At 70.8% G+C, this 20,054-nt stretch carries 19 protein-coding genes and 1 tRNA gene; 5 read left to right on the top strand and 15 right to left on the bottom strand.

The genetic code is table 11. From position 1 onward, the window contains the following. Window positions 1-873: 873 nt before the first annotated feature. Entirely contained in the window at window positions 874-2,019 is a 1,146-nt protein-coding gene (gene dapE / locus T8T98_RS12555; RefSeq protein WP_251104903.1) for a succinyl-diaminopimelate desuccinylase, read from the bottom strand. Between the two features lie 53 nt (window positions 2,020-2,072). Between dapE and T8T98_RS12550 the strand changes: the two genes are divergently transcribed. Next, complete coding sequence (locus T8T98_RS12550) at window positions 2,073-2,540, top strand: cupin domain-containing protein (protein WP_251104904.1); 468 nt, start codon at window positions 2,073-2,075, stop codon at window positions 2,538-2,540. A 9-nt stretch (window positions 2,541-2,549) separates the two neighbouring features. Here T8T98_RS12550 and T8T98_RS12545 read toward each other — a convergent pair whose 3' ends face one another. From T8T98_RS12545 to T8T98_RS12505, 9 genes are all read right to left on the bottom strand, one after another. Further along, complete coding sequence (locus tag T8T98_RS12545; RefSeq protein ID WP_251104905.1) at window positions 2,550-3,446, bottom strand: S1/P1 nuclease; 897 nt, start codon at window positions 3,444-3,446, stop codon at window positions 2,550-2,552. Next, window positions 3,407-4,072 carry a glutathione S-transferase family protein gene (locus tag T8T98_RS12540; protein ID WP_160734230.1) on the bottom strand — a complete coding sequence of 222 codons (666 nt, stop codon included), beginning with the start codon at window positions 4,070-4,072 and terminating at the stop codon, window positions 3,407-3,409. The genes T8T98_RS12545 and T8T98_RS12540 overlap by 40 nt, the downstream gene beginning before the upstream one ends. Window positions 4,073-4,186: 114 nt before the next feature. Next, window positions 4,187-5,101 (bottom strand): RDD family protein, encoded by a 915-nt coding sequence (locus T8T98_RS12535; protein WP_251104906.1) that lies wholly within the window; start codon window positions 5,099-5,101, stop codon window positions 4,187-4,189. Further along, window positions 5,098-6,168 (bottom strand): stage II sporulation protein M, encoded by a 1,071-nt coding sequence (locus T8T98_RS12530; RefSeq protein ID WP_251104907.1) that lies wholly within the window; start codon window positions 6,166-6,168, stop codon window positions 5,098-5,100. The genes T8T98_RS12535 and T8T98_RS12530 overlap by 4 nt, the downstream gene beginning before the upstream one ends. Further along, the gene (locus T8T98_RS12525) at window positions 6,165-7,493 is read right to left on the bottom strand and encodes a DUF58 domain-containing protein (protein ID WP_251104908.1); all 1,329 of its coding nucleotides are present in this window, start codon (window positions 7,491-7,493) and stop codon (window positions 6,165-6,167) included. Before T8T98_RS12525 ends, T8T98_RS12530 begins: the two co-directional genes overlap by 4 nt. 31 nt (window positions 7,494-7,524) lie before the next feature. Beyond that, window positions 7,525-8,481 (bottom strand): AAA family ATPase, encoded by a 957-nt coding sequence (locus tag T8T98_RS12520; protein ID WP_160734372.1) that lies wholly within the window; start codon window positions 8,479-8,481, stop codon window positions 7,525-7,527. A 2-nt stretch (window positions 8,482-8,483) separates the two neighbouring features. Next, complete coding sequence (locus T8T98_RS12515; protein ID WP_251104909.1) at window positions 8,484-9,776, bottom strand: DUF4350 domain-containing protein; 1,293 nt, start codon at window positions 9,774-9,776, stop codon at window positions 8,484-8,486. Next, window positions 9,773-10,444 (bottom strand): hypothetical protein, encoded by a 672-nt coding sequence (locus tag T8T98_RS12510; protein ID WP_251104910.1) that lies wholly within the window; start codon window positions 10,442-10,444, stop codon window positions 9,773-9,775. The genes T8T98_RS12515 and T8T98_RS12510 overlap by 4 nt, the downstream gene beginning before the upstream one ends. 137 nt (window positions 10,445-10,581) lie before the next feature. Next, on the bottom strand, window positions 10,582-11,490 hold the full coding sequence (locus T8T98_RS12505; protein WP_160734236.1) for a prephenate dehydratase: 909 nt from the start codon (window positions 11,488-11,490) through the stop codon (window positions 10,582-10,584). A gap of 123 nt (window positions 11,491-11,613) precedes the next feature. Between T8T98_RS12505 and T8T98_RS12500 the strand changes: the two genes are divergently transcribed. Then, the gene (locus tag T8T98_RS12500) at window positions 11,614-12,273 is read left to right on the top strand and encodes a c-type cytochrome (RefSeq protein WP_251104911.1); all 660 of its coding nucleotides are present in this window, start codon (window positions 11,614-11,616) and stop codon (window positions 12,271-12,273) included. A gap of 24 nt (window positions 12,274-12,297) precedes the next feature. Here T8T98_RS12500 and T8T98_RS12495 read toward each other — a convergent pair whose 3' ends face one another. After that, complete coding sequence (locus T8T98_RS12495; RefSeq protein WP_160734238.1) at window positions 12,298-12,963, bottom strand: RlmE family RNA methyltransferase; 666 nt, start codon at window positions 12,961-12,963, stop codon at window positions 12,298-12,300. Then, window positions 12,963-14,177, bottom strand: a complete 1,215-nt coding sequence (locus T8T98_RS12490) for a Ppx/GppA phosphatase family protein (RefSeq protein WP_251104912.1) — start codon at window positions 14,175-14,177, stop codon at window positions 12,963-12,965. The genes T8T98_RS12495 and T8T98_RS12490 overlap by 1 nt, the downstream gene beginning before the upstream one ends. 193 nt (window positions 14,178-14,370) lie before the next feature. On the opposite strand from T8T98_RS12490, the gene T8T98_RS12485 reads away from it, so the two are divergent. The 3 genes from T8T98_RS12485 to T8T98_RS12475 all read left to right on the top strand — a co-directional run bounded on the left by T8T98_RS12485 (window position 14,371) and on the right by T8T98_RS12475 (window position 15,882). Further along, window positions 14,371-14,444: transfer RNA gene (locus T8T98_RS12485), tRNA-Gln, on the top strand. Window positions 14,445-14,637: 193 nt separating this feature from the next. Continuing rightward, entirely contained in the window at window positions 14,638-14,916 is a 279-nt protein-coding gene (locus T8T98_RS12480) for a hypothetical protein (protein ID WP_251104957.1), read from the top strand. A 300-nt stretch (window positions 14,917-15,216) separates the two neighbouring features. Further along, window positions 15,217-15,882, top strand: a complete 666-nt coding sequence (locus tag T8T98_RS12475; RefSeq protein ID WP_251104958.1) for a formyltransferase family protein — start codon at window positions 15,217-15,219, stop codon at window positions 15,880-15,882. A gap of 48 nt (window positions 15,883-15,930) precedes the next feature. Here the strand turns inward: T8T98_RS12475 and T8T98_RS12470 are convergent, their stop codons facing one another. Genes T8T98_RS12470 through T8T98_RS12460 form a run of 3 tightly spaced genes read right to left on the bottom strand, consistent with a single transcriptional unit; the run spans window position 15,931 to window position 19,909 of the window. Continuing rightward, window positions 15,931-17,238: a PepSY-associated TM helix domain-containing protein gene (locus T8T98_RS12470; protein WP_251104959.1), complete on the bottom strand. Its 1,308-nt coding sequence runs from the start codon at window positions 17,236-17,238 to the stop codon at window positions 15,931-15,933. 11 nt (window positions 17,239-17,249) lie between these two features. Continuing rightward, window positions 17,250-17,813 (bottom strand): hypothetical protein, encoded by a 564-nt coding sequence (locus T8T98_RS12465; RefSeq protein ID WP_251104960.1) that lies wholly within the window; start codon window positions 17,811-17,813, stop codon window positions 17,250-17,252. Further along, complete coding sequence (locus T8T98_RS12460; protein WP_251104961.1) at window positions 17,813-19,909, bottom strand: TonB-dependent siderophore receptor; 2,097 nt, start codon at window positions 19,907-19,909, stop codon at window positions 17,813-17,815. Before T8T98_RS12460 ends, T8T98_RS12465 begins: the two co-directional genes overlap by 1 nt. Window positions 19,910-20,054: the final 145 nt, after the last annotated feature.

Raw genomic sequence — 20,054 nt, 5'->3', positions numbered from 1 at the left:
GCGAAAGCAGGAGCCCAGGATAGCGGGCGCTGGGGCTGGGGCTGGGTTCCTGCTTTCGCAGGAACTCGGCGTGGGTTGCATAGCGGAGCGCGGCACCCCGTTCCACCTTCCCGCAACGCGAGCTCCTGCGAAAGCAGGAGCCCAGGGACGCCGGGCGTTGCGGCTGGGGCTGGGTTCCTGCTTTCGCAGGAACTCGGGAGGGTCGAGCCATCGTCCCAGCAGGCAGGGGGCGGCACCCCGTTCCACCTTCCCGCAACGCGAGCTCCTGCGAAAGCAGGAGCCCAGGGACGGCGGGCGCTGGGGCTGTGTCTGGGTTCCTGCTTTCGCAGGAACTCACGGGTGGAGTAATCTTCCCCTGCGGAGGGTGCCCACGCCCGGTCATCCGCTGGCGCGTGCGGACGGTTACGCCGGGAGGGAAGGCAAGCGGACGGAACCGGCCGGTGCCGCCTGGGCATCACAGGATTGCCACCTGGGCGTCACAGGGTTGCCTTGGCAACATCCTTGCGAGTGGCGGGAGGGGTTGCCTTCAACCTCCCGCTCGGCCCTTCGAGGAATGCGAGGCGCGGACAGGGCCAGGGCTCGCGCTTGCCCCGTCCGTTGGAACCAGGGTTCGTGTCGTTCGCGGCGTTGAGGACCACCGCGAAGAGCGAACCCGGGTTCCCATGTCCTCGCATCCCGGCACAGGGGTGCTTTATCGAGCGGTCACTAGCCCCCCGAGGCACCGGCCGTATGGACGAAGCGGCCAGACGTGACGCGTACACGCTTTGCCCCCGTCGCTGTAGCCAGCCTGGACGGGCCCTCACCACATAACCAAAACGGTTATAAATGTCAAGGGAAATGTGCCAAGGGCGCTTTCGTGCGCGCCGGTGCGGGCTACGCCGCGCGGGTATGGAGCGCGGCGAGCGCGATGCGGGCGTAGATCCGCGACAGCGCGTGGAGATCGTCGACCGCGACGGCCTCGTCGCGCTTGTGCATCGTCGCGTTGCACAGGCCGAACTCGATCACCGGGCACAGGTCTTTCAGGAAGCGCGCGTCGGACGTGCCGCCGCCGGTGGAAGCTTCCGGCTCGATCCCCGTCTCGGCCCGGATCGCCTCGGAAACGAGGCGCGAGAATGCGCCCGGCGGGGTCAGGAAGGGCTCGCCCGAGATCACCGGCCGCGCACGGCCGCCGTGCCTTTGCGCGATGGCGGAAATCGTCTCCGACAGCGAGGCGCCCGAATGCCGGTCGTTGAAGCGGATCGAGATGCGCGCGGTGGCCTTGGCCGGGATGACGTTGTGCGCCGGGTTGCCGACTTCCAGCTCGGTGATCTCGATATTCGACGGCTGGAACCAGTCGGTCCCCTCGTCCAGCGCCAGCGCGTCGATCTCCGCCAGCATCGCGACCAGGCGCGGCACCGGGTTGTCGGCATTCTGCGGATAGGCGACGTGGCCCTGCGTCCCCTCCACCTCGAGCCAGATGTTGACCGATCCGCGCCGGCCGATCTTCATCGTGTCGCCCAGCCGGTTCACGCTGGTCGGCTCGCCCACCAGGCACAGGTCCGGCCGGATGCCGCGGTCGCGCATGTAATCGATCAGCGCGCGCGTGCCGTGGATGGCCGGACCTTCCTCGTCGCCGGTGATGACGAAGCTGATCGTGCCCGCTTCGGGCGGGACCGCGACGACCGCCGCGACCATCGCCGCGATCGCGCCCTTCATGTCCACCGCGCCGCGGCCATAGAGCAGCTCTCCGCCCGGCGCATCGCGCCGTTCGGGGGCGAAGGGCCCGCTGGTCCAGCCGTCGCCCGGGGGCACGACATCGAGGTGGCCGGCGAAGGCGAAGTGGCGCGAGCCCGGCGGCCCCTCGCGCACCGCGAACATGTTCTCCACCGGCCCGTCGGGCGCGTCCCCCGCGGTGAAGCGGTGGACCGCGAAGCCGGCGGGGGCCAGCATGTCTTCGAGCACGTCGAACACCTGGCCGGTGGCGGGGGTGACGCTGGGGGCGGCGATCAGCTTCTCGGCAAGCAGGCTGGCGTCGGTCATGGCTGGCGGGTTAGACCACCGCGCGCGCAGTGACCAGCCACCGGAGACGCTCGATGCCCCGAATAGACCTCGACGCCGTGCCGCAGACCAATGCCACCGGCTATCCCGCCCCCCACGATCGCGCGGTCGCGGGGCGCTGGTACCGCCGGCTCGCCCCGGCGGGCGGGCTGACCGCGCTGGGCGCGAGCCATGTCGTGCTGAAGCCCGGGGCCTGGTCGTCGCAGCGCCACTGGCACGCGGCGGAGGACGAGCTGCTGGTCATGCTCTCGGGCGAGGCCGTGCTGGTGGAGGACGGCGGCGAGACCGTGCTGCGCGCCGGCGACGTGGCCGCCTGGCCGATGGGGGTGCGCGACGGGCACCACCTGCAGAACCGGGCGGCGCAGGACTGCGTGTTCGTGGTCGTGAGCGCCGGCGACCGCGCCGCCGACCACGGCGAATACCCGGACATCGACATGGTCTTCGGCCCCGAAGGCTATGCCCGCAAGGACGGCACGCCTTTCGGCGCGAACCGCACGCCGTAGGGCGCGCCTTCAGGGAATCCGGTCGAGCTTGCCCGGCGCGAAGGCGGCGTCGAGCAGGTCGGCGATCCGCAGGCCCGCCTGGGCCAGGCGCCGTTCGACCACCGGGACGGCGGCGGCGATGTCGTCCTGCGTCAGCGCGGTCTCACCGGGCAGGTCGCCTTCGCACGGCGCGCGGTCGAAGGCGGTCGGATAGACGAAGTCGCGCGCGATCTGCCACGATTCGCGCCCCCAGTCGGCCGGCTGCCCGCCCGCCAGCGCCTGCCGCTCCGCCGCGGCATAGCGGCGCACCAGCGGCGGCTGCGCCGCGGTGATCGCGCGTTCGGCCAGCGCGGTGTCCCAGATCGAATGGAGGTTGAGGCCGGGCACGATGCCATAGGCGGTCTCGCGGTCGTTGCCGCCGCGGTCGTCCTTGTCGCCCGAATGGAGCGGCATGTGCACGTCGCCGGCGAAATGGACCATGAAGGCCAGCGCCTCGAGCCGGACGTTCGCCGGCAGGCTCTCGTCCGAAAGGATGCGGAAATTGCGCTCCACCTGCGCGGTCACGCAGTTGCCGCCGGGACAGTTGGCGCGCGCGTCGTAAGGCTCGCAGACCGGGGCGGTGCGATAGTGCCAGGCCGCGGTATAGCCCCAGCGCCAGTAATCGCGCCGCACGCAGTCGGGCCAGGTCGAGGCGTCGGCGAGGTCGGCGATGCGGCATTCGGGCGTGCCCAGCTCGGCATCGTGCGCGACGAGGCGCGCGATCGCCGCGCGCGTTTCGGGCGAGACGTTGGCGAGCGCGATCTCCGCCGTCGTGCGGTGGCCGTAATAGCCCCAGGCCGCGGCCCCCTGCGGGGCGAGCGCGGCCAGCGCCAGCGCGAGCGCCGCGATCAGACGCGCGGCGCGGTCTCGTATTGCTCGATCACCCATTGTTCGTCTTCCGCCCCGTCGATCCAGGCCTGCATCCATTCGTGTTCCCACACCGCCTCCATGTACGCGCGGGCGAAACCGGGCACCGCGATCCCGTAAGTGACGAAGCGCGAGACGACGGGGGCGTAGAACACGTCCGCCGCGCCGAATGTGCCGAACAGGAACGGCCCGCCCTTGCCGAACCGGGCGCGCGCCTCGGCCCAGAGCTGGAGCACGCGCACGATGTCGTCGCGCGCCGCGTCGCTCAGGCCCACGCCGTCGAAGCGCTTGCGCACGTTCATCGGGCATTCGCTGCGCATCGCCATGTACGAACTGTGCATTTCGGCGACCATCGACAGCGCCATGCCGCGCGCCGCGTCGTCCCGGGGCCAGAAGCGTTCGCGCCCGACCTTGTCGGCGAGATAGTCCATGATCGCCAGGCTGTCCCAGATCACGGTTTCGCCGTCCCACAGCACCGGGACCTTGCCCGAGGGCATGATCTCGCCCGATTCGCGCTTGAGCGCGGCCCAGTCGTCGCCGCCGATGTTGACCGTCAGCTCCTCGAACGAGAGGCCCGACTGCTTGAGCGCAAGCCAGGCCCTGAGGCTCCAGCTCGAATAGTTCTTGTTGCCGATGATCAGCTTCATGCCTGCGCCCGTTTTGCCTGCCGCGCGGGACCTAGGGGCTCGGTGCGGGCAAGTCGAGGGCCAAGCCGCACCGATATCGCCCCGGCGCGGGTTTCGCCGGCGGGCCGGTGCCGGCTAGCTGAACTTGTCCGCCTTGCGCCGGCCGAAGCGCATTTCCCCCTCCAGCCGGGCGCGGAGCTGGGCATAGAACGCCTCGAGGAAGGCGCGCTCGTCCCCGCGGCCCGGGTTCCAGCCGATCTTGCGGCAGATGGCGGCATGGACCGCCTCCAGCGTTTCGGGATCGCCGTCGCGCAGGACGCCTTCGAGCGTCTGCAGCTCGTACTCGCCGTAGATCGCCAGTTCCTCCTCGCCGAAACGGTACTGCGCCCCGGTCACCGTGCTGGCCCCTTCGCGCGCGGCGCCGCCGGTGGACAGCGCGTCGGCCAGGCTGGCGCGCGGCGCCTCGACCACCCAGGTCCCGGCGATCACGTCGCCGGCGCGCAGCGCGTCGCGGTTGAAGCAGGGGAACAGCAGGAAGACGAGGAACCAGGCCGCCCCCGCGATCCCGGCGGCGCCCGTCTCGCCGCTGGAGGCGGAGATCAGCAGCGCGAGCGGCAGGAACAGCTCGATATCGCGCAGCAGGTTGCGCGCCAGCACCGCCTCGGGCGTCAGCCGCCCGCCGTCGCGCGCGGCGACCCGGATGCCGGCCAGCCGCTTGCCGATCGTGGCCCCGCGCGGACCCATCTCCAGCGCGAGGAAATAGCCGTTCCACAGCACGAACCAGATCAGCGTATAGGCGACGAAGATGAACTCGGCCGCTTCCTCGCCGCCCGCCGTCCCGTCCAGCGCGAGGCTGGTCGCGAGGTAGAAGGCGCCGATCGCCATCGCGATCGCGGTGACGAAGAGGATGATGAAATCGATGATCAGCGCCCCGGCGCGGGCGGCGCGGCTGGCGACGGTGAAGGGAAGCGCGATCCCTTCCGGGGTCACGACCTCGCGCATCCGGCGCGCGCGCTGGGCCCGGTGCCGCGCGGTGCCGGCGGCGGTCATGCCCCGTCCCCCGCGCCCGGCACGCGCTCGCGCGCGAAGGCGAAGAAATAGGCCAGCCACGCCAGCAGCATCGTCGTGCCGATCAGCAGGCGCCCCTCGGTCCCGAGCAGTTGCCGGGGGAAGGCCTCCAGCACGGCGGCGGCGACGAGCATGATCACCACCCCGACCATCACCTGCGCCCCGCGCCGCCCGCTCGCGGCCGCGGCGGCCAGGATCGAGCGGTCGCCGGGGAAGGCCATCGCGCGCCCGATATGCAGGCCCGCCGCCCCGGCGAGGAGGATCGCGAACAGCTCGGTCGTTCCGTGCACGGCGAGCCAGGCGGCGAATTCCAGCGTCAGCCCCGCATCGTGGTAGAGCCACAGCATCGCGCCGAGCAGCGCCATGTTGTGCAGCAGCAGCATCAGCGACGGAATGCCGAAGGCGAAGCCGAGCGCGAAGGCCAGGATCGCCACGCCGGCATTGTTGCTGAACAGCTGCGCCGCGAAGGCGGACAGGCCGGCGGCCTCGTCCTGCGCCCGGAGGCTTTCGAGCAGGGCCGCGCGCCCGGCGCCGGGGACCCGTTCGCCCGCCATGTCTGCCGGAACGAGGGCGAAGAACCATTCGCGCTCGCGCATCACCAGCAGCCAGCCGACGATCGTGCCCGCGACCATGACCGCCAGGGCGACGCAGATGTCGAGCCAGATCGCCCGGACCGCGCGGCTCAGCCCGCCGCCGAGGAAGGCGCGCAGCCAGGCGATGAACCCCTGGCGCGGGCCATAGACCTGGAACCAGGCGCGCTGGACCAGCGCGTCGAGGTAGGCAAGCGTCGCCGTGTCGAGCGAAGTCTCGCGCGCGACCGCGAGGCTGGAGGCCGCCGTGCGGTAAAGCGCGGGCAGGGCCAGGACATCCTCGTCCGAAAGGCCGCGCAGGCGCCCTTTCTCCATCCGCGTGACGATCGCGTCGAGCCGGCGCCAGTCGCCCTCGCGCTCCAGCCGGAAGCGGTCGGACCGCAGCGCCGCGGCCTCGACGTCGGGCGGCGGGGCGACTTCGGCCCGGCCGAACAGGGTTCGCAGGATCGGGGCCTTCATCCGATCGCCTCCGCCCGCTTGATCTCCAGGTAGCGATCGATCAGGCGGTAGCCGATCCGGTCCCACGGCGCCTCGATGATGTCGACCCCCATCTGCCGCAGCCGTTCGAGCACCAGGGCCCGCTGGCGCAGCAGGGTCTCGGCCGCGACCGCGGTGGCAAGCGAATCGAGCGATTCGGGCTCCGCGTCGGACAGGCCCGCCAGGTCCTCGTCCTCGATCGTCACGAACAGGACCAGGTGCCGGTCGACCAGCCGGCCGATGCTCTCGATCATCAGTTCGGCCCCGGTCGGGTCGGTGAAGTCGGAAAACAGCACGATCATCGAACGGCGCTGGAGCCGCGTGGCGAGCGTGGCGAGGGCGAGTGTGAAATTGGGTTCCTGCGCGTGGTAGTCGAGCCCGGCGGCGGCGCGCTGGAGGCGGTGGAAATTGCGCGAGTTGCCGACGAAGGGCGTCGAGAGCTCGGGCCGCTGGGCGAAGCCGAACAGGGCCACCCGGTCGCCGCCCTTGAGCGCGACGTAGCTGGCGGTCAGCGCCGCGGTCACCGCGCGGTCGATCCGCGGCAGGCCGCCGACCGGCTCGCACATGGCCTGGCCGCAGTCGAAGGCGAAGACGATCTGGTTATTGCGCTCGCTCTCGTTCTCGCGGGCATAGAGGCGGGTGTGGCGCGCGCTCGCCTTCCAGTCGATCCGGCGCCGGTCCATCCCCGGTTCGTATTCGCTCAAGGCCTCAAATTGGGTCCCCTCGCCGCGGATGCGCCGCGCGATCAGGCCGAACTGCGCGTCGCGCAGGAAAGCCTGCAGTTCGGGGCTGCGCACCGGGGCGAGATCGGGCCAGATGCGTACGTTTTCGTCCAGCGCGTGGCTCGCCTGGCGCGCGCCGAGGCCGAGCGGCCCGGCCCAGCGCAGCCAGACCCGGTCGACCGGGGCCGTGCCGCGCCGCCCGGGCGTGACCTCGGCCGTGCCCTGCCAGGCGCCGGCCTGCGGGGCGAAGGGGGCGGCGAAGCGCACGCCGCCCGCCGGGTCGAGCCGGGGATCGACGGCCAGCGCGACGTCGACCGGCGTGCGCGCGGCGCGTCCGGCAATCTCCGCCAGGGCCAGCACGGTCAGCGGCTCGCCCACTTCGGCGTCGGCCGGCAGGTGGACGCGCCAGTCGGTCATGCGCCCGGCCAGCAGGCCGTCGAGCACGATGACGACCAGCAGCGCGACCCCGGCGGCCGGCGCGACCACCCACGCCTGGGGCGCGGCCGCGGCGATCACGATCGCCAGCGGGGCGGCCAGCGCCGCCAGCCAGGCCGCGCGCGCGGTGGGCACGACGGGCAGGGTCACCGCGTCGCCCGCACAGCGGGGGAGGCGCGGGTCATCGCGGCGCCTCGGTGTTCTCGACCAGTTCGCCGACCAGCGTTTCGACCTCGCGCCCCTCGATCTCCGCCGCGGGGCTGAGCACGAGGCGGTGGCGCAGGGCCGCGACCGCAAGCGCCTTCACGTCGTCGGGCAGGACGTAGTCGCGCCCTTCCAGCGCCGCCCGCGCGCGCGCCGCGTTGGCGAGCAGCACCGCCGCGCGGGGGGAGGCGCCGCTCGACAGCTCGGCGCTCTCGCGCGTGGCGCGCACCAGCCGCACGACGTATTCGACCACTTCGGGCGCGACGCTGACCTGCTTCAGCGCGGCCCCTGCCGCGCCGAGCGCGGCGGCATCGGTGACCGCCGAGACCCCGAATTCCGCCGGGCGCGGCGGGCCCTGCCGTTCGCCGAAACGGGCGACGATCGCGGCTTCTTCCTCGGCGCTGGGATAGGGGACCAGGAGCTTGAACAGGAACCGGTCGAGCTGCGCCTCGGGCAGGGGATAGACCCCCTGGTTCTCGATCGGGTTCTGCGTCGCGACGACCATGAACCGCTCGGGCAGGGGGTGGGTTTCGCCGTCCAGCGTCACGCGCCGTTCCTGCATCGCCTCCAGCAGGGCGGCCTGGGTCTTGGGCGGGGTGCGGTTGATCTCGTCCGCCAACAGCAGGTCGCAGAAGATCGGCCCGCGCGTCAGCGTGAACTGGCTGGTCTGGAAATTGAACAGGTTGGACCCCAGGATATCGCCCGGCAGCAGGTCGGGCGTGAACTGGATCCGCCCGTAATCGAGGCCCAGCGCGCTGGCGAAACACTGGGCGAGGAACGTCTTGGCCGTGCCCGGCGGCCCTTCCAGCAGGACGTGCCCCTCGCTGACGAGGGCGACCAGCAGGTGATCGATCGTCTCGTCCTGGCCGACAATCGCCTTGGCCACTTCTGCGCGGATCGCCTGCGCCATCGCGCGGACGTCGTCGAGCGTCATCGTCATCGAACCAGTTTCCTTTCGAGGGATTTCAGCGCGCGCGCGGCGCGCAGGATTTCCTGGGGCCGCCCGGCCGTGTCGAGCGCGGCCGCCAGTTCGGCGAAGGGCGGCGCGCCGGGCAGGCGGCGGGCGATCGCGCGATCGAGCGCCGCGTCGTCGGGCCGGCGCAAGTGCAGGGCATCGGCGATCCGCTGCCGCACCGCGCGGGCATAGGGCGCGGTCAGCAGGTGGAGCCGCCCGGTGCGCAGGGTGAAGGCGGCGCTGTTGGCGACCAGGCTGCCCTTGCCGAAAGCGATCGCGCGCGCTTCGGCCAGCGGCGGGCCGAACCGGCGGAACGCGCGCCAGCCGACGATCGCCAGCGCAAGCAGCAGGCACAGCGTGGCCGCGAGGAAGGGCGGCGTGAAGGCCAGCGTCAGCAGGCTCCTGTTCGCGCCCAGCCCGTTCAGCGTCACGTCGAACACGATCGGCATGTCCTGCCCTTCCATCGCGGTGTCGATCAGCGCGTGGGCCAGCGCGGCCCGTTCGCGGTCGGCCATGCCATAGTTGTTGAACAGGTCGGGGTCGGCGACGACGGTGAAGTTCCAGCGATCGGTGTCGAGATCGTCGGCCTCCGGGTCGGCGCGCGGCAGGCCCGCTGCCTCGTCCAGCACCGGGTAATAACCGCCGTCGTCGTAGTAGCCGGCAAGGACGCTGCCCTCGGCCGCGGTGACGAGCGGGATCACCGTCCCGTATTCGAGGACCTGGAGATTGCCCGGATCGGGCATCGCCCCGCGCCGGGCGCCCATCTGCCAGTGCGCCGCGCCGTCGCCGTCCAGCGCCAGCGGGGCCAGCCCGGTCGCGTAGCGGCCTTCGAAATCCTCCACCCATTGCGGCGGGCGCGCATCGGCCAGGTAGACCCAGCCGTCTTCCGCCCCGACCGGGGCGCGGGCCGGGATTTCGAACGCGATCCACTTGGGCAGGACCAGGATCGTCGGCCCGGCGTAGCGCCGGCGGGAGACGATCTCGGCGATCTCCTCCCCGTCGGCGCTGTGGGGCGGGGCCAGGACCAGCAGGTTTTCTTCGTCGAGCGAAGCCGCGCTGCGCGAAACGCGCACCTCGTGCCCCTCTTCCTCCAGCAGGCGGACGAGCGCGGCATAGCCGTCGAGCCCGCGCGCGATGGCGTGCCCGCTGCCCGCCGAGCCGCCCGACGTCTGGCCCGCCGCGATGAAGTAGAGCGTTGCCAGGAAAGCCGCGGCGCCGAACACCACGATGCCCAGCACGACCCGCGGGTTGAAGGCCGGCGGCGCGCCTTTCATGCCCGGTCCGCCAGCGGCTGGAGGGCGAAGCGGGCATAGGCGTCGCGCGCGGCCTGCCAGTCCTCGCGCGCCAGGCTGCGCAGCGCGAACAGGCTGCGCTCGACCCGGCCGGCGATCGTCGCGAAGGCCTCGCGCGCGGGTTCGGGCAGGCCGGGCAGCATGGCCAGCTCGCGCGCGGTGCTCGACGGTTCGACCCAGCCGGGGCGGGCGGCGGCGATCTGCCCGACGCTGCGCCGGAGGAGGTGGTGCGTCGCCTCGTCGTAACGCCCCTCTGCCGCGAGGCGGTCGGCCTCTTCCAGCAGGGCGAGGGCCGCGGACCGCTCGGGCGTCCAGGGCGCGTCCTCGCCCTCGGCTTCGGGCGGCCCTTCGCGCGCCAGCAGCGGGGAGAGCAGGCGCCAGAGCAGCCAGGCGAGCAGCGCGACGGCCAGCGCCAGCAGGACCCACCTGGCCACCGGCCACGACAGGCCCAGCACGCGGGCGATGGCGCCCAGCACGTCGCCCAGGAAAGAGAAGAAGGCGGTCAGCCAGCCAGGCGGGGGCGCGGCCGCGGGCGCCTCGACCGGGGCGAACTGGATCGCGTCTTCCGCGCGCACGGCGGCCCAGGCGTCCTGCGCCGGCGCGTCGCCGGCCGTGGCCTCCGCCGCGATGTCCCCTGCCGCCCTCGTCACCGGCGGAGTGGTGACAGGTCGCACCGGGGCGTGCAAGCCCGCAGGCGCGGCCTTTCGATCGAGGCTGGTCCGAACGGCCTGGGGGGCGGGCTGGGGCCGGACTCGGGCTCGGACTCGGGCCGGGCCGCCCTGGAGGCTCAGCCGCGCGCGCGGGCCTGGCGATAGGAGCCCAGCAGCCGCAGTTCCTTGCAGTGGAAGGCCAGTTCCTCCAGCGCGCTGTCCACCCGCGGATCGCCCGGAGCGCCGACGATATCGGCGTAGAACATCGTCGCGGCGAAGCTGGCCCCCTGCTGGTAGCTTTCCAGCTTGGTCATGTTGACCCCGTTGGTCGCGAAGCAGCCGAGCGCCTTGTAGAGCGCGGCGGGCACGTTCCTTATCTCGAACACGAAAGTCGTCATCGCCGTATCGCCGCTGAAGCGCGCCGGGTCGAGCGGCTCGGGCGCCAGGATCACGAAGCGGGTCGTGTTGTCGGGCGCATCCTCCACCCGGTCCTCGACCACCTCGAGCCCGTAGAGCTCGCCCGCCAGGCGCGGGGCGATCGCGGCGAGGCGCGGGTTCGCCTTCTCGGCGACGAAGGCGGCCGCCCCGGCGGTGTCGGCGTGGCTGAGCGGGACGATGCCCCGCTCGCGCAGGAACAGGCGCGACTGGCCGAGCGCCTGCGGGTGGCTGTAAGCCGCCTCGAACGGGCCGAACGTGCCGTCGTCATGCGGCACGGCCATCAGCGCATGGGTGATGCGCATGAAGTGTTCGCCCACGATGCACAGCCCGCTTTGCGGCAGCAGGAAATGAATGTCGGCCACGCGGCCGTGCTGGCTGTTCTCGATCGGGATGATCGCGCTGCCGGCGCGCCCGTCCTTCACCGCCTCCAGCGCGTCCTCGAACCCGAAACAGGGCAGCGGCAGGTGATCGGGCGCCGCCTCGCAGGCCGCGCGATGCGAATTGGCGCCGGGCGCGCCCTGGAAGGCGATCGCGCGCGACGGGTCCTCGGCCGCGGCGGCGCGCATCCGCTCGACCAGCGCGAGCGCGGGGGTGGGAAAGCTGTGCATGGCGGGCCAGCGCGTAGACCGGCGCCGGGGATGCGGCAAGACATATGGCTTGCGCTTGCCGGGGGTGCCGACTAGAGCGGCGCGCGAAAACCGCCACAACCGTATTTCACGGACATTTGACGCATGACCGACCGTTTCAACACCGCTGCCGGATGGCTCCTCTTCGCCGGGATCGTGGGCCTGGGGCTTTCCAGCGTCAGCTCGCGCTACTTCGCGGCCCACGCGCCGGAAGACGGCGGCTATCCGATCGAGGGTGTTGCCGAGGAAGGCGAAGGCGGCGAGGAAGCGCTCGATATCGGCGCGCTGCTGGCCAATGCCGACGCGGCGATGGGCGAAGCGGCGGCGACGTCGCGCTGCGGCACCTGCCACACGTTCAATTCGGGCGGGGCGGACGGGCAGGGCCCGAACCTGTTCGGCATCATGGGAACGACGATCGGCCAGCATGCGCCCGGCTTCGCCTATAGCGACGCCCTGGCCAGCCACGGCGGCTCGTGGACTTACGAGGCCATGTTCGACTGGCTCGAAAGCCCGCGCTCGTTCGCGCCGGGCACGAAGATGAGCTTCGCCGGCCTTTCCAGTCCGGAAGACCGCGCCAACATCATCCTCTACATGTACCAGAACGGCGGCGGCCCCGCGCTGCCCGAGCCGCTGCCCGAAGAGGCGACGGACGAGGGCGATACCGCGATCGAGGCGGCCGAGGCCGATGCCGGCGGCCAGGCCGACACGCCCGAGGCGGACATGACCGCCCCCGGGGCGGACCAGACCAACCCGGTCGGCGAATAATACTCCGTTCGCGAAGGGGCGCGGTCAGTCGCGCCCCTTGAACCCCTGCGCCACGACGTACCATTCGGACGAGCCCTTGCGGCTCGCCGGCGGCTTGGCGTGCTTGACCGTGCGGAAATGCTTCTTGAGCAGGGCCAGCAGCTCGGTATCGGTGCCCCCGGCCAGGACCTTGGCCACGAAGGCGCCGCCCGGCGCCAGGTTCTCGGCCGCGAACCAGGCCGCCGCCTCCACCAGGCCCATCGTGCGCAAGTGATCGGTCTGCTTGTGGCCGACGGTGTTGGCCGCCATGTCCGACAGGACCAGGTCGGGCGGCCCGTCCAGCGCATCGGCCAGCGCCGCCGGCGCCTCGTCCGCCATGAAATCCATCTGCAGGATCGCGACCCCTTCGATCGGCTCGACTTCGAGCAGGTCGATGCCGACGATCGCCGCGCCCGGCGCGCGTCGGCGCACGACCTGGCTCCACCCGCCCGGGGCGATGCCCAGGTCCACCACCCGGCGCACCCCGCGCAGGAGGCCGAATTTCTCGTCCAGCTCGGCCAGCTTGTAGGCGGCGCGGCTGCGATAGCCGTCGGCCTTGGCCTGGCGGACGTAGGGGTCGTTGAGTTGGCGTTCGAGCCAGCGCGTGGAGGACGCGGTGCGCCCCTTGGCGCTGCGCACGCGCTTGTCGGGATTGCGGCCGGAGCGCGCCATCAGCCGCGCTCCTGCCCGGCGCCGGCGGCGGCGGCGGGGGTGGCGGAGGCTGGGGCGGAAGCCGGGGCGCGGCCGCCCGCCGGCGCGGTTTCGGACGCCATCAGGCTGCGCAGGATTCCTTCGCGGATCCCGCGGTCGGCCACGCCGAGCCGTTTGGCGGGCCATATGTCGAGGATCGATTCGAGGATCGCGCAGCCCGCGACGACCAGTTCCGCCCGGTCGTTCCCGATGCACGGCAGGCCGCCGCGTTCGCGGGGGGACATCGCCGCAAGCCGCATGCTGACCTCGCGCATCGCGGTGGACGGGACGATCAGCCCGTCGACCGCGCGGCGATCGTACTGCGGCAGTTCGAGGTGCACGCTGGCGAGCGTGGTCACCGTGCCGCTCGTGCCCAGCAGGCGGATATCGTCGGCCCGCGCGGCGACCGGGGCGATCCGCCGGGCGAAGGCGGCGAAGCTCTCGGCCACGACGCGGCGCATCTCGGCATAACGCGCCTCGCGCGCGGCGGGCGCGCCGGAAACCGGGCCGACCGTGTCGGTCAGCGAGACGACGCCCCAGGGCACGCTCTGCCAGTCGAGGATGCGCGGCACCGGCCCGCCCGGTTCGATCAGCACCAGTTCGGTCGATCCGCCGCCGATGTCGAAGATCACCGCCGGGCCGGCCCCGTCTTCGAGCAGGATGTGACAGCCCAGGACCGCCAGGCGCGCCTCTTCCTGGGCGGAGATGATGTCGAGCACGATGCCGGTTTCGCGGCGCACCCGCTCGATGAACTGTTCGCCGTTGGCCGCGCGGCGGCAGGCCTCGGTCGCGACCGAGCGGGCCAGGTGGACGTTGCGCCGGCGCAGCTTGTCGGCGCAGACGTGGAGCGCGCCGAGCGTCCGCTCCATCGCTTCCTCGCTCAACCGGCCCGATTTCGCGAGCCCTTCGCCCAGGCGCACGACGCGGCTGAACGCGTCGATCACGGTGAAGTTCTCGCCCGAGGGGCGGGCGATCAGGAGCCGGCAATTGTTGGTGCCGAGGTCCAGCGCGGCATAGGCCTGCCGCCGCTGGGGCGATCCCTGGCGGGATTCGCCGCGACGCGCCGGGCGCTTGCCCGATGCTTTCCTCTCCGATGGCGCGGGGCGCTTGTAGCGGAAGTCAGCTACCTTGCCGGACGACTTGCCCTTGTGCGCGCCTGGTCTCCTGTCTCTGTCCGGCGGAGAAAGATCCGCCATGTTCCCAATGCTTTCTTTATCCTCCCGCGCAAGGCCGCGCGGGGACCTGGCGCCGATGCTAGCGCGCGCGAGGGGTGGCGGCAAGCGCGCCCTTCGGGTCGCCGGGGCATCGCCGCGCGCGGGGTGCACAGACGGGCTTGACCTGCGCCGCGCGCAAACCTAGATGCGCCCCCTCGCGACCCGTCGCGCACAATGCCCCGTCGTCTAATGGTAAGACTACGGACTCTGACTCCGTCAATCGTGGTTCGAATCCACGCGGGGCATCCAGCTTTCCTTCTCCAAGATCAAACACTTGCGGACGCGGCTCTGAGATCGGGGTGGCATATCGTGTTGCAGTTTGTTGCGGCCGAATCCCACGGGTTTCCGCCGTTTACCCAATGCTGGCGGCCAAGCGCCGGCTCGGGCGGAAAACGCGCGTTCGTCCTCGCCATCCGAGTGGGGCGACTGCTATCCGATGGTGATGACCGACGCTGCCGAGGCAGTCGTGAAGGACGCAATCGTATGCCGGATCCTGCGGGTGGACGATTACCACCGATGGCTGCATGCGGCGATGGATGAGACGAGGGCGCTTTGCGTGCCTTATGGCGCAGAGGTTGCGATCGACCAGTCGGCGCAACCCTGGAGGTCCGGCTGGTTTGGTTCAACTCCCGCCACAACCTGCGCCTCCGTATCGTGCCCGCAGATCGCATCGACATTAGCGGCGCATTTCCCGGACAGCGTAACCGTCACTGTCCTCTAGCCCCCATCAGCATCGATCGAGCCTGCCCGCGCCGCTGCATCATGCGGCCGGATTGCCTCCACCTTGCCGCACACGCCTCGAACCCGGCTTTATATGGCTGGCGGCTCGCCCAGGGTGAAGTTGGCGCTGAGCTTCGTGTGGGGGGCATCCATGCGCCGCCTCCATGTTGCGCACCTCTGCCAAGCGAAGTGCACCTCGGAAAAACTGCGAAATGACAGCAAGTTATACTTAGTATACCGATCGGTCGCGACGCGAGTATTTGATTCGTCTATTTGTTATTTCTGTGTTACAGTCATCATCATGAGGGTGGTTGTTCTTAGCAAGGCGGATGGATTCTGCAAAAGCGCGCAATCTGTTGTGCGGCTTCATTGGCCGGATGCCGAATGTGCTGACGGGGCGGTTGGCGACCAGCGTCCTGCCTGCCTGGAGCGCGCGGGCGACATCTTGATCTCTTTCCTCTCGCCGTGGATCGTCACGCGGGCCGAGCTCGCCCGCTTTCGTACTGCGATCAACTTCCACCCGGCGTCCACGGACTACCCCGGCAGCGGCTGCTACAACTTCGCGCTTTACGACGAGGCGCCGGAGTATGGGGCTACCTGCCACCACATGCTTCCGAAGGTCGACACCGGGGACGTGATCCTCGAGCGGCGCTTCCCGGTAAAGGCGAGCGACTCGGTGGAGACGCTGAAGCTTGCGACGATGGAAACCATGCTCGGCATGTTTCGCGACATCTGCGCCTTGCTGGCCGAGGGGCACCCTCTGCCGCGAGCGGACCGGAGCTGGTCGCGCAAGCCGTACACCTTCAAGGAAATGAACGCGCTCAAGCGCCTGACCGACGACATGACCCCAGACGAAATCAAACGCCGGGTCCGAGCCACTGTCTATCCCGGATACGATGGACCCTACTACGATCGGGATGGGGTGATCGAGCGGCTGCCGGTCCCGCAGCGCGCTCCGCTCGCGTGAAGGCATCCGGGCAGGCCGCGTTTCTCGCGCGGTGCCCGGTGCAGCGGGTCAGGCGGGCAGGGCCTCGGGGGCGGGGCGGCGGCGGGCGGCCAGGGCGACGGCGGCGGCGATCCAGGCGGCGAGGGCGATCCAGAAAATCGCCGCGAAGGGGGCCTCGTTGCCGATCGCGACCCGCGCGGCGACGGTCGCCAGCAGGGCCACCGGCGTGCCCACGACCACCCCCGTCCAGGCGGCGCGCAGGCGCGGCTCCTCGATCCCGCGGCGGCGGCGCTTGCCCAGCCAGATATAGGTCCCGGTGGCGCAGACCGCCGTCAGCGCCGCGCCCAGCACGACATAGGCGATCTTGACCCAGACGCCGCCGAAATTGCCGAAATGCAGCTTGTAGGTCGAGGCGGCGGCCTGCTGGCCCAGGGCCCCGTCGGCCATGCCGGTCGTGCCGGCGAAGCGGCCCTGGCTGTCGAAGGCGTAGTATTCGCCGAAGATCAGCCGCCGATCATGCTCGCCCACCATCTGCACGTGCTGCCCCGCGGTCAGCGGGTCGTGCAGGATCGCATACGTCAGGCGAACCCCGGGATGTTCGCGGGCCATGTACTGCAGGGCCGCGGCCACGTCGGGCGCGGGGGCGGGGGACGGATCGGGCGCGGCCTCTTCCCCGAACACCGGGCCATAGACCGCCGCGACATCGCCGTCGTAGGCGCTTTCGGCAATGCCATAGGCGGTCACCGTCGCCAGCCCGATCAGCGCCCCGGTCAGCGCGATCGCGACGCCGAAGGGCAGGGTCCACACGCTCAGCCGGTTGTGCCAGTCGGTCAGGCCGACCCCGGCGTTGTTGCGCGCGCGCAGGCGGAAGGCGTCGCGGAAGATGCGCGGGTGGGCGAGGACGCCCGAGAGCGACAGCGCCAGCATCATGACCCCGAACGCGCCGACGATCGTGATCCCGACCAGCGAGGGGAGGTTGAGCGTGTAGTGCAGGTGGACGAGGAAATCGTTCCACGCGATCCGTTCGGGCATCGCGATGTTCCCCGCGGCATCGAGGTGGAACGCGTTGCTGTCGGTCGTGATCGTCGCGCGGGGCAGTTCCTCGACCGGGATGTGGACGTAGAGATGGCTCGTCGGCGCGAGGCCTTCCTGCGCCTCGCGCGCGAGTACGGCCTCGACCCCGCGCTGGACCGCCTCGGGCGCGATTTCCGCCATTTCCGGCGCGCCGGGTTGTTCGAGACGCTGCATCTCGACGTAGAAGACCGCGATCGTTCCCGTCAGGCAGAGGATGTAGAGGATCGCGCCGGCCAGCAGGCCGATCGCGGCATGGGCCGAAAGCGCCCGCTTGACCGTGCCCGGTTCGATACTCGCGCCCATCGTCGGCTCCCTCACAACAATACCGTCAGCGCCGGCGCGGCCGCCAGCGCGAGGATGACCAGCTGGCGCCGCCGGCTCGCGGCCGTCAGCACCATGAAGGCGATCGCCGTCCATACGACCGGCGCGGCGAACAGCGCCAGGACATTGGCATCGGCTTCCCCCGCGCCCATTGCCGCGGCGAACCAGCGCACGCCGACGGCGAAGGCCACCGATGCGGCAAAGCCCGCGGCCGCGACCAGCACGACAGTCAGCGCGCGCCGCCCGAGGTGCAGCGAGGCATCGCCTTCGGGCATGATCCCGGCCCGGCGCCTCGATGCGGGGGCGCGGGCGCGCGGCGAGGCCCAGGCCTCGCGCGCGAGGACGCAGCAGGCCGCGCCCATGGCGCAGAGCGTGACGACCGCCAGCCCCCAGGCGCCCGCCGCGCTGCACCCGGCGGCGAGGCCGAGCGCCGCAAGCGCCCAGCCGGCCGCGTTGAGCGCGTGCGAACGGCCCGGCCGCCCCCATGACAGGCGCAGGACCAGCACCGCGACAACCGCCAGTGCCGCTCCGGCCGCGGTGAGCCCCCCACCCGCCATCAGAAGTGGTAGCTCACCGTGCCGAACACGTTGCGCTCGCTGCCCATGAAGCAGTCGCCGCGCGCGAGACAGGCGGAGTAATAGCGCTTGTCGAACAGGTTGGTCGCGTTGATCGCGAAGCTCCACCGGTCCACGCTGACTTCGGCGAAGGCATCGACGAGGGTGAAGGCCGGCGTCACGATGCCGTCGGGGAAGGCCGGGCCGTAGGACCGGTTCTTGCCCACGTGGCGCACCCCGCTGCCGATCAGCAGCGACGCGTCTTCGGACAGGGCGAAACGCCTGGTCCCCCACAGCGAGGCGTTGAACCTGGGCACGTTGTCGAGCTGCTGCCCGGTGCCCGCGATCTCCGCCTCGTTGTAGCTCAGGTTGGCGATCAGGTTCAGCTCGCCCGGCAGCGCGGCATTGCCTTCGAACTCGAAGCCCTTGGAAACGACCCCGTCGACCTGGATCTTGTGATCGGGGTTGTCCGAATCGGGATCGTCGATCGGGCGGCCGCTTTCCTCGATGCGATAGCCGGTGACGGTGACGATGATCGAATCGAGCGGGTGGAACTTGATCCCCGCTTCGAACTGGCGCCCGGTCTTGGGGCGGAGCGCGGCGCCGCTGCTGGTGATGCCCGAAACCGGTTCGAAGCTCTCGGTATAGCTGAAGAAGGGCGAAACCCCGTCGATCACTTCGGCAATCACGCCGGCGCGGAAGCTGGTGGCGCTGGCGTCGTACTGCTCGACACCGGCGGCGTGCGATTCGGCGAGGTCGTGGCGCACGCCGAGCACGAGCGAGGCGCGGTCGAAGAAGCGGACCTGGTCCTGCAGGTAGAACCCGACCTGTTCCTGCTCGACGTCGGAGGAGCTGGTCGGCTGCGGCAGGCCCCCTCCGTAATCGGACAGGGCCGCGCGGTCGATGTCGTAGATGTCGATCACCTCGTAGCCGAAGCCGCCCGTCTTGCGCACGCGGTTCCAGCTGTAGTCGACGCCGGCGAGCAGGACGTGTTCGACGTTCGAACCGGTGCCGAAATCGAACTGCACGTTGTTGTCGGAGGAGAAGATCTCCATCCGTGCCAGGCTGCCGTCGGAATAGAGGCCGATCAGCCGCTGCTCCGGGTCGAGGTAGGGATTGGCCGGGTTCGAATAGCTGTTCGCGTAATGCGTGAGATAGGTCACATCGCTATCGATGTAGCGGGCCTTGAGGTTCAGCGTCGCCGCTTCGCCGAAGCGCTGTTCGAACAGCGCCGTGCCCTGCAGCAGGCGGCCGTCGTAGCGGTCCCAGCCGGGCTTGCCGACGAACAGGTCGTTGGGCAGCCGCCCGTTGGGATTGGGCAGGATCGTGCCGACCAGCGGGAGGAACTGCGACGTCGAGCCGCTGTCGTCTTCCTGGTAGAGGCCGATCAGCGTTAGCTCGCTGTCGGGCGAGGGCGCGAAAGTCAGCGAGGGGGAGATCATCACCCGGTCGTCCGACACGAAATCGGTCTGCGTGTCCGAACCGCGCAGCCGCGCGACCACGCGGCCGGCGACGGTGTCGGTCAGCCCGCCGGTAAGGTCGGCCAGCACTTCCTTGCGATCGTGCGAACCGTAGCGAACCGACAGCTCGCCCGCGGTTTCGAACCCGGGGCGCTTGGAAACCATGTTGATGATCCCGCCGAGCGAACCCTGCCCGAACAGGACCGAGGCCGGCCCGCGGACAAGTTCCACCTGGTCGAAGTTGTACGGGTCGGACCGGATGCTGGCGTAGTAGCTGAACACGTCGCGCATCCCGTCGCGGAACTGCAGCGCGTTGATCCCGCGCACGAAGGCCCCGTCGACGCGGCTGTCGGGGCCATAGGGATTGGCCGTCACGCCGGAGACGTAGTTGAGCGTGTCGCTGACCGAGATTGCGCCCTGGGCCAGGTAGAGCTCGTCGTCGACCACGGTGATCGGCTGCGGCGTCTCGATGATCGGGGTGTCGGTCTTGGTCGCGGTGCTGCTTTCCTCCCGCGCGCCGGTCACCACGATCTGGCGCGGCGCGGCGGCATCGGCGGCGGCAGCGTCGTCGGTGGCGGCGAGAGCGGGGAGGGGCGCGAGGGCGGTCGCGCAGAGCAGGGAAAACCGAACGAGTCGCATGAACTATCCTTCTGGTGAGTCGCGAGGCCTGCTAATGCGATCAATTATCAATTGCAAGGTCTGTAAGCGGGAAAGCCCGTCGAGGTTGCGGGCGGGGCCGGGGCGCGGCCTCGCCGGCCCTGCCGCGGCGGGGCATTGCCGCCCC

The sequence above is a fragment of the Pelagerythrobacter marinus genome (assembly GCF_034375205.1).
GTDB classification, from domain to species: Bacteria; Pseudomonadota; Alphaproteobacteria; order Sphingomonadales; family Sphingomonadaceae; genus Pelagerythrobacter; species Pelagerythrobacter marinus.
Note: the sequence above shows the minus strand (reverse complement) of the source record. Positions and strands in the feature narration are given on the sequence as shown.

What these genes read in the sequence shown, in the direction of transcription:
- dapE (WP_251104903.1), bottom strand. Translation starts at nt 2,019, where the DNA reads ATGACCGACGCCAGCCTGCTTGCCGAGAAGCTGATCGCCGCCCCCAGC.
- T8T98_RS12550 (WP_251104904.1), top strand. Translation starts at nt 2,073, where the DNA reads ATGCCCCGAATAGACCTCGACGCCGTGCCGCAGACCAATGCCACCGGC.
- T8T98_RS12545 (WP_251104905.1), bottom strand. Translation starts at nt 3,446, where the DNA reads ATGGGTGATCGAGCAATACGAGACCGCGCCGCGCGTCTGATCGCGGCG.
- T8T98_RS12540 (WP_160734230.1), bottom strand. Translation starts at nt 4,072, where the DNA reads ATGAAGCTGATCATCGGCAACAAGAACTATTCGAGCTGGAGCCTCAGG.
- T8T98_RS12535 (WP_251104906.1), bottom strand. Translation starts at nt 5,101, where the DNA reads ATGACCGCCGCCGGCACCGCGCGGCACCGGGCCCAGCGCGCGCGCCGG.
- T8T98_RS12530 (WP_251104907.1), bottom strand. Translation starts at nt 6,168, where the DNA reads ATGAAGGCCCCGATCCTGCGAACCCTGTTCGGCCGGGCCGAAGTCGCC.
- T8T98_RS12520 (WP_160734372.1), bottom strand. Translation starts at nt 8,481, where the DNA reads ATGACGCTCGACGACGTCCGCGCGATGGCGCAGGCGATCCGCGCAGAA.
- T8T98_RS12515 (WP_251104909.1), bottom strand. Translation starts at nt 9,776, where the DNA reads ATGAAAGGCGCGCCGCCGGCCTTCAACCCGCGGGTCGTGCTGGGCATC.
- T8T98_RS12505 (WP_160734236.1), bottom strand. Translation starts at nt 11,490, where the DNA reads ATGCACAGCTTTCCCACCCCCGCGCTCGCGCTGGTCGAGCGGATGCGC.
- T8T98_RS12500 (WP_251104911.1), top strand. Translation starts at nt 11,614, where the DNA reads ATGACCGACCGTTTCAACACCGCTGCCGGATGGCTCCTCTTCGCCGGG.
- T8T98_RS12495 (WP_160734238.1), bottom strand. Translation starts at nt 12,963, where the DNA reads ATGGCGCGCTCCGGCCGCAATCCCGACAAGCGCGTGCGCAGCGCCAAG.
- T8T98_RS12490 (WP_251104912.1), bottom strand. Translation starts at nt 14,177, where the DNA reads ATGGCGGATCTTTCTCCGCCGGACAGAGACAGGAGACCAGGCGCGCAC.
- T8T98_RS12480 (WP_251104957.1), top strand. Translation starts at nt 14,638, where the DNA reads ATGACCGACGCTGCCGAGGCAGTCGTGAAGGACGCAATCGTATGCCGG.
- T8T98_RS12475 (WP_251104958.1), top strand. Translation starts at nt 15,217, where the DNA reads ATGAGGGTGGTTGTTCTTAGCAAGGCGGATGGATTCTGCAAAAGCGCG.
- T8T98_RS12470 (WP_251104959.1), bottom strand. Translation starts at nt 17,238, where the DNA reads ATGGGCGCGAGTATCGAACCGGGCACGGTCAAGCGGGCGCTTTCGGCC.
- T8T98_RS12465 (WP_251104960.1), bottom strand. Translation starts at nt 17,813, where the DNA reads ATGGCGGGTGGGGGGCTCACCGCGGCCGGAGCGGCACTGGCGGTTGTC.
- T8T98_RS12460 (WP_251104961.1), bottom strand. Translation starts at nt 19,909, where the DNA reads ATGCGACTCGTTCGGTTTTCCCTGCTCTGCGCGACCGCCCTCGCGCCC.